The following is an 11,652-nucleotide window of genomic DNA, read 5'->3' on the forward strand; positions in this document are numbered from 1 at the left end:
TCCTTAAATGTGGATCTCGCTCGGGCGCTTGCGGCGCAGCCAGAGCGTGACGAGCATGCGCGTGAACACCACGGCGGTGAAGACGGAGCTGGCGATACCGATCAGCAGCACCACCGCGAAGCCGCGGATCGGGCCGGAGCCGAGCACCAGCATGATCGCGCCGGCGATCGCGTGGGTAACATTGGCCTCGAAGATGGTGCGGCTGGCTTCCTTGTAGCCGAGTTCCACCGCCTGCATCACGCTGCGGCCGCGGCGGCGCTCCTCGCGGATACGCTCGTTGATCAGCACGTTGGCGTCCACCGCGGTACCGATGGTCAGCACGAAGCCGGCGATGCCCGGCAGGGTCAGGGTTGCGTTGAGCATCCCCATCACCGCCAGGATCACCAGCACGTTCAGGGTCACGGCGATGTTCGCATAGACGCCGAAGCGGCCATAGGTCAGCACCATGAACACCACGACCGCGACGATCGCGATCACCGACGCGGTGACGCCGGCGCGAATCGAATCGTTGCCGAGTTCGGGGCTGACGGTCGATTCCTGCACGACCTTCAGGTTGATCGGCAGCTTGCCCGAGCGCAGCGCGATGGCGAGCTGATTGGCGCCATCGACGGTGAAACCGCCCGAGATCGAGGCGCTGCCGCCCAGGATCGGCTCGTTGATGTTCGGCGCGGAGATCACCTTGTTGTCGACGATGATCGCGAAGGGCTTGCCGGTATTCTCCTGCGTCACGCGGGCGAAGCGCTTGGCGCCCGCGCCGTCCAGCTGCAGCGTCACGTCGGGACGGCCCTGCTGGTCGTAGCTCTGCTTGGCATCGACCAGCATGTCGCCGGTGATCATCGCGGTGCGGTTGACCACGATCGGCGCGCCATTCTCGTACTGGAGCAGCTGCGAGGTGACGGGGATGTCGCCGCTGGCGATCTGCTGCGGGGTCACGCTGGTGTCGACCAGCTTGAACTCGAGCTTGGCGGTCTTGCCGAGCAGCGCCTTGAGCTGGCTTGGATCCTGCAGGCCGGGGACCTGCACAACGATGCGGTTGCTGCCTTCGCGGATCACGTTCGGCTCGCGGGTGCCGAGCGCGTTGATGCGCTTGTCGACCACTTCGCGCGCGTCGTTCATCGCGGTTTCGATCTGCTGCGCCAGGCCCGCCTGGGTCGGCGTCAGCACGAAGCGGGTCGAATCGACGACCGAGATTTCCCAGTCGCGCTGGCCGGTGGTGCCGACGCCGTTGGTCATCGGCAGCAGCTTCTCGCGCGCCGCGTCCACCTTGCCGGGATCGCGGACCATGAAGCTCAGCTTGCCGCCCTGAATCGAGATGTCACCGATGTCCACGCGCGGATCGCGCCGCATCGCCAGGCGCACCTGCTCGCGCATCTGCTCGAGCTTGGTCTGCTGCACGTCGCTCGTATCGCCCTCCAGGAGCAGGTACGAACCGCCGGCGAGATCGAGGCCGAGGTTGACGGCAGGCTTGGGCACCCAGTGCGGCCAGGTGTTGCGGATGCTCTCCGGCACCAGGCTCGGCACCGCGAGCAGGACCATCAGGGCAAGGCCGAGGGTGATCGACCAGACCTTCCAGCGCGGAAAATCCAGCATCAGTCGTTCGCAGGCTTGGCGCCGTGCGGGCGCACTTCGGCGAGCGTCGACTTGATCGCGCGGACCTTCACGTTCGGCGCGAGCTCGATCTCGACCTCGGTCTCGTCGACGCGGCTGACCTTGCCGATCAGGCCGCCAGCGGTGATCACCGTGTCGTTCTTCTTCACCGCCTTCACGGCGTCCTGCAGGCTCTTCATCCGCTTCTGCTGCGGACGGATCATCAGGAAGTAGAAGACGATGAAGATCAGGACGAGCGGTGCAACCGATACGATCCCGGCCAGAGTGCTACCCTGACCAGCCGCGCCCGCGGCCTGTGCATATGCTGGAGTGGCGAACATGGGTTCCCGAAAAGCCTGAAAGGTAGGGACGCGGAATGGTCCCATTCAAGCCGCGGGCGCTACCATGCGCGGCAGGGAGGCGCAACTGTAAGGGCTGCGGCGAAATTCCCGGGATCGGAAGCGAAAGACCTCAGGCCGCCTCGCGGCTCACCAGCAGCTTGTCGATCTTGCGACCGTCCAGATCGACGATCTCGAAGCGCCAGCCCTGTTCGATGAAGACCTCACCCTCCACCGGCAGGTGCTTGAACACCGCCAGTGCCAGGCCCGCGACGGTGGCATAGTCGCGGTCCTCCGGCAGATCGATGCCGAGCCGCTCGGCGAGCTGGTCCGCCGGAGTCGCGCCCGCGACGAGCAGCGAACCGTCCTCGCGCACGACGATGTTGGGGTTGTCGCCCGGTTCGGCGTCGGAGGCGAACTCGCCGGCGATCGCGGCGAGCAGGTTGGCCGGCGTGACGATGCCTTCGAAATGGCCATATTCGTCGTGCACCAGCCCCATCGGCACATCGGCCTGGCGGAGCGCGGTGAGCGCGTCCATCGCATCGACCTGGTCGGGCAGCACGGGGGCCTTGCGCATCAGCTTGCGCAGATCGAGCGGCTCGCCGCGGAACAGAGCGGCGGCGATGTCGCGCGCCTGGACCACGCCGATCACCGCATCGATCGAGCCTTCCGCCACCGGCAGCCGAGTATGCGGCGTGGCGAGCAGTTCCTCGCGGATGCCGGCGCCGTCGAGGTTCACGTCGAGCCAGTCGACCTGGGTCCGCGGCGTCATCACCTCGCGCACCGGCCGGTCGGCGAGGCGGACGACGCCGGAGATGATCGAGCGCTCATGCTCCTCGATCACGCCCGACTTGCTGGCCTCGGCGACGATCAGGTGCAGTTCCTCGGCGGTGACCCGATTTTCCGATTCGCGGTTCAGGCGCAGCAGGCGGAAGACCAGCCCGGTCGACGAATCGAGCAGCCAGACGACCGGCGCGGTGCTCCAGGAGAGCCAGCGCATCGGCAGCGCCATAGCGGCGGCGATCGGCTCGGGCGAGCGCAGCGCGAACTGCTTGGGCACCAGCTCGCCGATCACCAGCGAGCCGAAGGTGGTGAGGCCGATCACCAGCGTGAGGCCCAGCGTGTGGGCAAGCTCGGCGGACAGGCCCAGCGCCTCGATCCGCTTGCCCACCGGTTCGCCCAGGCTGGCACCCGAATAGGCGCCGGCAATGATGCCGATCAGGGTGATGCCGATCTGGACGGTGGAGAGGAACTTGCCGGGATCCTGCGCCAGTTCCATCGCGGTCTTGGCGCCGCGATTGCCCATCCGGGCCAGCGCCTCCAGCCGGGCGGGTCGGGCGGAGACAATGGCCAGCTCCGACATCGAGAAAATGCCGTTGATCGCGATCAGCACGAAGATGATCGCTACGTCGATCCAGGGAAAAGGTGCGCTCATGGTGCACCGCCCTCATATCCGGAGGAGCTGGCAGTTCACAACCTTTTGCAGTGCAGGATGCAATTTAGAGGTGCTGTGCCGCCAGAACCGCAGGATTGCTCGCCAGGCCGTGGAGATAGGCGTGGCGCTCCGCCGAGCCGGTGCGAAGGGTGCGCAGATGGCGCTGCTGGTCCGGTGTCAGCTGAAACTGGGTGTAGCCGCGGGCACGAAGGCAACCGGACACGGTATCCTGCAGCAAGGTGCGAACCTGCTTCATCCGCTCCGCCGGGCGGGTACGCTCGACGATGCGCCCCGAATCATTGGCGACCTGCATCGCCCGGTCGATATCGCCGCCCACCATGCTGAGCGCGGCCTCGTTGCTTTCCAGCTGCCGCGAGGCGTCCTTGAACACCTTCGCCGCCTCGGTGTTCGAGATGTCGAGATAATAGCCCTGCCGCCCGCATTCGACGGCGTCGGTGCGATAGGCCTCCAGCGTCACGCCGGACTTGCCCCAGCTCACTACCGGCCGCTCGGCGGCACCGACGCACATCGGCAGCATGATCAGGATAGCGGTAAGGCAGCGCAGCATCGGCTCTCTCCTGTTTGCGCAGCCATAGCGCGTTTCGGCGTTTTCGGCCAGTAAGGGGCCTCAGCGGCGGCTGCGAAAGAAATCGCGGAGCAGCGCCCCCGCCTCGGCCTCGCCGATGCCGGGATAGACTTCGGGGCGATGGTGGCAGGTCGGCTGGCCGAACAGGCGGGGCCCGTGTTCGACCGCGCCGCCCTTGGGATCGCTCGCGCCGTAATAGAGGCGGGCGATCCGGGCATGGGCGATGGCGCCGGCGCACATCGCGCAGGGCTCCAGCGTCACCCACAGGTCGCAATCCTCCAGCCGATCGCGACCGAGCGCATGCGCAGCAGCGCGGATCGCCAGCATCTCGGCATGGGCGGTGGGATCGCGCAGCGCACGCGGGGCATTGGCGCCTGTCGCGACGATCGAACCGTTCAGCAGCACCACCGCGCCGACGGGCACCTCGCCGGCTGCCGCAGCCGCTTCGGCAGCCGCCAGCGCGGCCCGCATCGGTGAAGGGATCGGAAACATCGCGCTCGGCTTTAGCCGCACCGGGCGGCGCGGTCACCTGCGCTCAGCCGGCGGAAGCGGCGAGCGGGCGGTACAGGCGCCACAGCGCATAGCCGGCGCCCGGCAGGAAGCCGAGCATCGTCAGCCCGCACGCCAGCCGGAAGGAGCGGCCCGCCCCTTCCACCAGATAGATGCCGAACGGCGGCAACAGCGCCGCTGCAGCGATTCGGGCTGCGCCTAGGCTCACTGCGCCGGCGACGGCGTCGGCTCCGGCGCCTTCTGCACGTCGATGGTCGGCAGCTTCACCTGCTTCTCCTTCATCTCGACGGTCGGCACCCGCACGGTGCTGTTCGATTCGCCGACCGCGACCTTGCCGGTCTCGGCCGCGACCGTGGGCAGCTTGCCGCCGCGCACATCGACGTTCAGGAACCCCAGCGCGATCAGCACGACCGCGATCAGCACCAGCACGCCCAGCAATCCCAGGATTGCGCGCATCCCATTCTCCTCCTATCGTTCGATATGCCCAACGCCCCGGCGGCGAGCGGGTTGCGCGGCCGTTTCCAGTGAATCGGTTGACTGCAACGCGCATCGACGCTAACAGCGCGGCCTTTCCGGCTTTCTGCCCAACTCAGGATTTGAAGCGATGTCGCGCATTTGCGAGCTGACCGGCAAGGGCCGGCAGGTGGGACACAATGTTTCCCACGCCAACAACAAGACCAAGCGTACGTTCCTGCCGAACCTGCAGAACGTCACGCTGATCTCCGATTCGCTCGGCAAGAGCATCCGTCTGCGCGTCTCGACGCACGGCCTGCGTTCGGTCGAGCATGTCGGCGGCCTGGACAACTGGCTGCTGAAGTCGCGCGACGAGGATCTCTCGCTGCGTGCGCGTCGCCTGAAGCGCGAAGTGCGCAAGGCGTCCGCCGGCACCGCTGAAGCGGCCTAATCCTCTTCAGATCGACGGTTTGGCCCGCTACTGCACGCGCAGTGGCGGGTTTTTCCGCGTCTGCATCCGGGGAGTATCAAAGGTCGAGGCGGAACTTGAGCAGCAGCGTCTGCTGCCACCATTGCTCATTGTCGTCCGAGACCATCCACAGCATCAGCGAATCACCCTCGCGCTGCACGGCCAGCCCTTCGAAATTGTCGTGCTGGAGCGGGGCGGAAAAGTCCGCAATCTCGGTGCCGCGCAGCACCTGCCCCGGCCGCACGCCGCGGATATCGACCAGTTCGATCTTCACCGTGAACAGGGAAGGCAGGGCGAATCGCCGGACGAGCACCAGCAACCGCCCGTCGGGCAGCAGCGCCGCGTCGCTGGGATCATAGTGCGGGGGCGGCACATATGCGAACCGCATCGGCTCCGAATCACCCTGGGTCGGGTCGTGCGGGAACAGCAGCACCTCCCGCTGCGCGCGCACGCCGCTCAGCGGCCGGGCCGTCTCGCCGAGCACGAGGAACCGTCCATCGGCCAACCGCACGAGCGATTCGGCACCGCCGTTGCGCGGCCATCGCCGCATCGCGGCCGGATATCCGTGGCTCAACGCCATCCGGAACGCGGAATCGTACCGAAAGATCGCGTTCTTGGATTCGAATCCGATCCAGAACTGGCCGGTCGCGGGGTCCCTGGTCAGCGATTCGGAATCGCGACTATTCTTGAACGCGCCGATTCCCGGCCCGGCGGGAAGATCGCCGAACCATATGTCGAACGGGCGCCAGTCGCTTCCCATCCGGAAGCGCACCAGATTCCCGCGATCGCTGAGCAGGGTGAACGAATCGCCGGCCACACTGAGCGCCGAGAAGCCGGAGAAGCCGAGGTCCCGGCTCGTCAGTCGCACGCCGCCCAGATAGCGAAGTCGCCCGACCGTCGTGCGGCCGGGATCGCCAGGCGCAAGCGGGACGCGCTCCGCCCGCATCTCCGGCCGGCTACCCAGCGGGGTGCGCAACTCCCTGCCGGACGCGGTGAGGAACAGAATCGAAAGCGCCAGCGGCGGAAGGGCGAACAGGCGGAGCCGAAAGCGCATCCCCTACTCTTTAGCGATTCCCACCGCGGCCGCCAGTGCTGCACCTGCGAAGATGAACGACAAATAACCAAGTCGTTCAGGAAAGGCTCAAGGGAACCGGACTAATCGGAAGGTGTTGTACGCGTACACTTGCTCTCGCGTAGCGTATCGAGAGACGTTGGGGGCCGGATCCACCAGGATCCGGCCCCCTTGTTCGCTCAGTACATATGCTGGCCGCCGTTGATCGACAGCGTCGATCCGGTGACGAACCCGCCCTCTTCCGCGCAGAGGAACGCCACCGCACGGGCGATCTCGTGCGCCTGGCCCAGCCGGCCGACGGGGATCTTGGCGACGATCTTCTCCAGCACGTCCGCCGGCACCGCGGCGACCATGTCGGTATCGATATAGCCCGGCGCGATCGCATTGACGGTCACGCCGAATCGCGCGCCTTCCTGCGCCAGCGCCTTGGTGAAGCCGTGGATGCCGGACTTGGCGGCGGCATAGTTCACCTGCCCGTACTGGCCGGCCTGGCCGTTGATCGAGCCGATGTTGACGATGCGGCCCCATTTGCGGGTGCGCATGCCCGGGAACACCGCATGCGCCATGTTGAAGCAGCCGCCCAGGTTGATGCGGATCACGTCTTCCCACATGTCGCGCGTCATTTTCAGGATGGTGCCGTCACGGGTGATGCCGGCATTGTTGACGACGATGTCGACCGGGCCGAGCTCGGCTTCCACCTGCTGCACGCCGGCGGCGCAGGCATCGAAATCGCCCACGTCCCACTTGTACGCCTTGATGCCGGTGCGTTCGGTGAAGGCGGCAGCCTTCTCGTCATTGCCGGCATAATTGGCGGCGACGGTGATCCCGGCGTCCTTGAGCGCCAGACTGATCGCTTCGCCAATACCGCGGGTACCGCCGGTAACGACCGCTACACGTGCCATGTGCCTTCCTCTCCACAATCAAACCCAAGAAATGGCTAGGCGGGGTTCACCCAGCCGGCAAGTTCGCGCCCGATAAGTTGTCGGAGCAACTCCATGCCCGCGCCGCTATCATTGAGACAAGGCAAATATGCGAAATTCTCGCCGCCCGCGTCCAGGAAGGATTCGCGGCCGCGGATCGCCAGTTCTTCCAGCGTTTCGAGGCAATCCGCCGAGAAACCGGGCGCCACGATCGCGATGCGGCGGATGCCCTTGGCGGGCAGCGCCTCCAGCGTCGTGTCGGTCGCCGGCTCCAGCCACTTGGCGCGGCCGAATCGCGACTGGAAGGTGACGATCAGCTCGCGCCCCAGCGCCTCGCCCAGCAGGCGCCCGGTCTTGCGGCAATGGCAGTGATAGGGATCGCCCCGTTCCAGCGTCCGCTGCGGCATGCCGTGGAAGCTGGCGATCACCGCATCGGGGGTGAAGTCGAGCCCGGCCAGCCCTTCCTCGACGCTGGTCTTCAGCGCGGCGATATAGGCGGGGTCATCGTAATAAGGCGGCAGCGTGCGCAGCGCCGGCTGCCAGCGCATCGCCATCAGCGCGGCGAAGGCAACATCGTTGGCGGTGGCGGTCGTCGCCGCGCAATATTGCGGGTAGAGCGGCGCCACCAGGATACGCTCGCACCCCTGCGCCTTCAGCACCGCGATCTGATCGCCGACCGAGGGCTTGCCGTAGCGCATCGCGTGAAGGACGGTCACGCCCGGCCCGAACGCGCCCTCCAGCCCGCGTGCCTGCGCCTTGGTGATCGCGGCAAGCGGCGAGCCGTCCTCGCGCCACACCTGGGCATAGGCATGCGCCGATTTCTTCGGCCGGGTGCGCAGGATGATCCCGCGCAGGATCGGCTGCCACAGCAGCGGCGGGATCTCGACCACGCGGCGATCGGACAGGAATTCGCCGAGATAGCGCTTCACCGCTTGCGGCTCGGGCGCATCGGGGGTGCCGAGGTTGACCAGCAGCACGCCGACGCGGGCAGGCGGGATCTTCGGATGATCGGCAGGCAGGGTCATTCGGTATCCGATAGCAGGGGCAGGCGGCGGAACCGCGTACCGGTGGCGGTCTGTAGCGCGTTGGCGATGGCCGGCGCGGTCGGCGGCACGGCGAGTTCGCTCACCCCGCCGGGGTCCGATCCGCTCGGCAGGATTTCGACGGTGATGTCGGGCGTGCTCGCCAGCGTCGGCAGATTGAGATCGGCCAGGCTCTGCACGTCGGCGATATTCTCGCTGAACGTGGCGGAGGCGCCGAGGGCTGCGGCCAGGCCGAACAGCAGCCCGCCCTCGATCTGCTGGCGAACGAGATCGGGATTGACCACCCGCCCGCAATCGACGGCGGCAACCAGCCGCTCGACGACGATCTCGCGCTGGGGCGTCAGGCGCGCCTCGGCCATCACGGCGATATAGGATCCGCGAAAGGCATGGGCGGCGAGCCCCTGCCCGCTGCCCGGCTCGCCGCCCTGCCACCCGCCGAGCTGGGCCGCGGTCTGCAGGCAGCGCGCGAGCCGCGGCTGGTTGCCGAGCATTGCCATCCGGAACGACAGCGGATCGCGATTGGCGACATGCGCGAGTTCGTCGACGAAGCTTTCGGCGAAGAAGCAGGTGTAGCTGTGCGCCCCCGAGCGCCAATAGCCGGTCGGCACGCCGATCTCGGCGGGATGGTGATCGACCGCGAGGTTCGGGATCGCATAGGCGGGCGCGATCCCCTCGACCGCGGAGGCATCGCCCGTGCCCGGCATCGCCAGCCCCGCCGCGGCAACCGTATCGCCAGCGAGCAACCGTGCTGCCAGTTCGCGTCCCGTGGCGGGGACGGCGACCTTGGCCAGCCATGCGGAAATGGTGCCCCCCTGCCCCAGCTTGGCGGTCAGCCGCGCGGCCGCGGCGGGGCGGAACCGGTCGCGACGAAGGTCCTCGTCGCGGGGCCAGGTGAGCTGCACCGGCCGCTGGACCGATTGCGCGATCAGCGCCGCCTGCACCGCCGCATCGACTTCCAGCTTCTCGCCGAACGATCCGCCACCGAGCATCGCGTGCACCGTCACCCGCGCCGGATCGATCCCCAGCGCCTTGGCCGCCGCCGCGCGGGCGAGGCCCGGCGCCTGGCTCGGCAGCCATAGCGACAGGCGGCCATGGGCATAGTCCGCGGTGCAGGTCATCGGCTCGAGCGGGGCGTGCGGGGCAATGCCGACGCGATAGTCCGCCGTCACCACCCGCGCGCCGCGGAAATCGCCGGCGAGGTCGCCCCTCGCCTCGATGCGGGTGCCGTCGCCGGCCAGCGCGGCATCGAGCGCCGCGTCGATACTGTCGTCGTTGACCACGCTCGCGGGATTGCGGAAGCGCGGCCGCATCGCCTGCAGCGCACGTTCCGCCGCCCACCAGTTGTTCGCCACTGCCGCGACCCATTGCTTGGTGGTGACGATCGAGAGCATGCCCCGCACCCGGTTGGCGGCCTCGCGGTCGACATGGACGAGTTCGGTCTCGCCGATCGGCCCTTGGCGGATCGCGGCGAACACCATGTCGGGCAGGCGGACATCGGCGGCAAAGTTGGCGCTGCCGTCGATCTTGGCCGGCGCATCGAGCCGCGGCAGCGGCTGGCCGTAAAGCCGCCCGCTGTCGCCACCGCGCAAGGGCAGCTGCGCCGGCGCCCGCTCGCGCGCCGCCGCCTCGGCCAGTTCGCCGAAGCCCAGCCGCTGGTTGCCGTGGATCACCGCGTTGCCGGCCGTCCCGCACGCCTGCCAGTCGACGCCCCAGCGCCGCGCCGCCGCCTTGCACAGCAGCACCCGCGCGGCGGCACCCGCCTGGCGCAGATCGTCCTCGAACGCGCGGATCGAGGTGGAACAGGCGGTGAGCATCAGGTCCGCGCGGGCGGCATGGCTGCGCTGCATCTTTTCCGGCAGCCCGCCCAGCGCGGCCGCGAACAGGGTCTGCGCGGCCAGCGGATTGGCGTAGAGCGGGTTGAGCGGCGCGGGCTCGACGCCGACCAGCTTCCAGTCCGCGCCCAGTTCGTCGGCGAGGATCTGGGGGAGCGCGGTATAGACGCCCTGCCCCATCTCCGCCTGCGGCACGGCGACGCGCACCTGCCCGTCCCGCCCGATCTTCAGCCACGCCCCGAACAGGCGCTCGCCGGGGCCTGCGGTGAGGTTCGGCGCATAGCTGCGCGGCCACAGCCCCCAGGCGACCACCAGGCCGAGGCCCGCGCCGCCGCCGATCAACAGCCTGCGTCGATCGATCCTGATGCGGGGTGCGGGTTTGCCAGCCATCGGCCCGCTCTATCGCGGGCGGCGCGCCCACGCCAGCATGGGCTTTCGATCACCCTGATCGCCCCCTTGGGTTTGCGGCATTTTGGTTCTATCGCGGGGCCAATCGCATTTCACGCCGGGGATATGACGTGCTGCCCACCTTGCTTGCCGCTGCCGGCGGACATCTTCACTACAACGATCTCCACCTCAATCCGGTGGCGATCAATCTCGGCTTCTTCCAGATCAAATGGTATTCGCTGGCCTATATCAGCGGCATCCTGCTCGGCTGGCTGTACCTGATGAAGCTGCTCGCCCAGCCCGGCGCGCCGATGGCGCGGCGCCATGCCGACGATCTCGTCTTCTACGCGACGCTCGGCATCATCCTGGGCGGCCGGCTCGGCTATGTGATCTTCTATGCGCCGGAGATGTTTGCCAATCCGCTGCAGATCCTGATGCTGTGGGAAGGCGGCATGAGCTTCCATGGCGGCGTGATCGGCACCTCGCTGGCGATTGTCTGGCTGTCGTGGCAGCACAAGCTCAACTGGCTGCGCATCCACGATTATGTGGTCTGCTGCGCACCGTTCGGGCTGTTCTTCGGCCGTCTCGCCAATTTCGTGAACGGCGAGCTGTGGGGCAAGCCAGCGGACGTGCCCTGGGCGATCGTCTTCCGTGGCACCGTCGCCAGCGGCCTGCCCGAGCCGGCGCGCCACCCCAGCCAGCTCTATGAGGCGGGGCTGGAAGGCCTGCTGCTGTTCGCGGTGCTGTGGTTCTTCTTCTGGCGCACCGATGCGCGCTACCAGCCGGGCAAGCTCGCCGGCATCTTCCTGCTCGGCTACGGCCTGTGCCGCTTCTTCGTCGAATTCTTCCGCGAGCCCGATCGCCAGCTGGTCTGGCTGGTCGACCTCACCGGCCTGCACATGGGCCAGTGGCTGTGCCTGCCGATGATCGCGGGCGGAATCTTCCTGATCGCCACCGCCCCCCGCCGCCGCAAGCGGATCGAGGCGATCACCGGCCCCAGCGTCGCCTGACGAACGCGCG

Annotated in this window: 13 protein-coding genes; 2 read left to right on the forward strand and 11 right to left on the reverse strand. The window is 67.8% G+C overall.

The window, feature by feature from the left end; translation table 11 throughout:
• Positions 1 to 3: 3 nt before the first annotated feature.
• The 7 genes from secD to KK7_RS0105790 form a co-directional block, all read right to left on the reverse strand.
• Positions 4 to 1,590 (reverse strand): protein translocase subunit SecD, encoded by a 1,587-nt coding sequence (gene secD, locus KK7_RS0105760; protein WP_010543688.1) that lies wholly within the window; start codon positions 1,588 to 1,590, stop codon positions 4 to 6.
• Positions 1,590 to 1,928, reverse strand: a complete 339-nt coding sequence (yajC, locus tag KK7_RS0105765; protein ID WP_010543689.1) for a preprotein translocase subunit YajC — start codon at positions 1,926 to 1,928, stop codon at positions 1,590 to 1,592. The genes secD and yajC overlap by 1 nt, the downstream gene beginning before the upstream one ends.
• A gap of 130 nt (positions 1,929 to 2,058) precedes the next feature.
• On the reverse strand, positions 2,059 to 3,360 hold the full coding sequence (locus KK7_RS0105770) for a hemolysin family protein (RefSeq protein WP_010543690.1): 1,302 nt from the start codon (positions 3,358 to 3,360) through the stop codon (positions 2,059 to 2,061).
• A 64-nt stretch (positions 3,361 to 3,424) separates the two neighbouring features.
• A complete protein-coding gene (locus KK7_RS0105775) occupies positions 3,425 to 3,928 on the reverse strand; it encodes a hypothetical protein (protein WP_010543691.1) in 504 nt (167 codons plus the stop codon).
• Between the two features lie 60 nt (positions 3,929 to 3,988).
• Positions 3,989 to 4,417, reverse strand: coding sequence for a nucleoside deaminase (locus KK7_RS0105780; RefSeq protein WP_010543692.1), 429 nt, complete (start codon positions 4,415 to 4,417; stop codon positions 3,989 to 3,991).
• 64 nt (positions 4,418 to 4,481) lie between these two features.
• Positions 4,482 to 4,664, reverse strand: a complete 183-nt coding sequence (locus tag KK7_RS21800) for a YqaE/Pmp3 family membrane protein (RefSeq protein ID WP_083836043.1) — start codon at positions 4,662 to 4,664, stop codon at positions 4,482 to 4,484.
• Positions 4,661 to 4,912 (reverse strand): hypothetical protein, encoded by a 252-nt coding sequence (locus KK7_RS0105790; protein ID WP_010543694.1) that lies wholly within the window; start codon positions 4,910 to 4,912, stop codon positions 4,661 to 4,663. The genes KK7_RS21800 and KK7_RS0105790 overlap by 4 nt, the downstream gene beginning before the upstream one ends.
• A gap of 148 nt (positions 4,913 to 5,060) precedes the next feature.
• Between KK7_RS0105790 and rpmB the strand changes: the two genes are divergently transcribed.
• Positions 5,061 to 5,360, forward strand: a complete 300-nt coding sequence (gene rpmB, locus KK7_RS0105795; protein WP_010543695.1) for a 50S ribosomal protein L28 — start codon at positions 5,061 to 5,063, stop codon at positions 5,358 to 5,360.
• A gap of 76 nt (positions 5,361 to 5,436) precedes the next feature.
• Here the strand turns inward: rpmB and KK7_RS0105800 are convergent, their stop codons facing one another.
• The 4 genes from KK7_RS0105800 to KK7_RS0105815 all read right to left on the reverse strand — a co-directional run bounded on the left by KK7_RS0105800 (position 5,437) and on the right by KK7_RS0105815 (position 10,635).
• A complete protein-coding gene (locus KK7_RS0105800; RefSeq protein WP_010543696.1) occupies positions 5,437 to 6,432 on the reverse strand; it encodes an esterase-like activity of phytase family protein in 996 nt (331 codons plus the stop codon).
• A gap of 197 nt (positions 6,433 to 6,629) precedes the next feature.
• Positions 6,630 to 7,352, reverse strand: a complete 723-nt coding sequence (gene phbB, locus KK7_RS0105805; protein WP_010543697.1) for an acetoacetyl-CoA reductase — start codon at positions 7,350 to 7,352, stop codon at positions 6,630 to 6,632.
• Positions 7,353 to 7,387: 35 nt separating this feature from the next.
• Complete coding sequence (gene hemH, locus KK7_RS0105810; protein ID WP_010543698.1) at positions 7,388 to 8,395, reverse strand: ferrochelatase; 1,008 nt, start codon at positions 8,393 to 8,395, stop codon at positions 7,388 to 7,390.
• Entirely contained in the window at positions 8,392 to 10,635 is a 2,244-nt protein-coding gene (locus KK7_RS0105815) for a xanthine dehydrogenase family protein molybdopterin-binding subunit (RefSeq protein WP_029622897.1), read from the reverse strand. Before KK7_RS0105815 ends, hemH begins: the two co-directional genes overlap by 4 nt.
• A gap of 128 nt (positions 10,636 to 10,763) precedes the next feature.
• Here KK7_RS0105815 and lgt point away from each other — a divergent pair, with 128 nt between their 5' ends.
• Positions 10,764 to 11,642: a prolipoprotein diacylglyceryl transferase gene (gene lgt, locus KK7_RS0105820; protein ID WP_010543700.1), complete on the forward strand. Its 879-nt coding sequence runs from the start codon at positions 10,764 to 10,766 to the stop codon at positions 11,640 to 11,642.
• The last annotated feature ends 10 nt before the right edge of the window (positions 11,643 to 11,652 follow it).

The sequence above is a fragment of the Sphingomonas elodea ATCC 31461 genome (genome assembly GCF_000226955.1).
GTDB lineage: Bacteria > Pseudomonadota > Alphaproteobacteria > Sphingomonadales > Sphingomonadaceae > Sphingomonas > Sphingomonas elodea.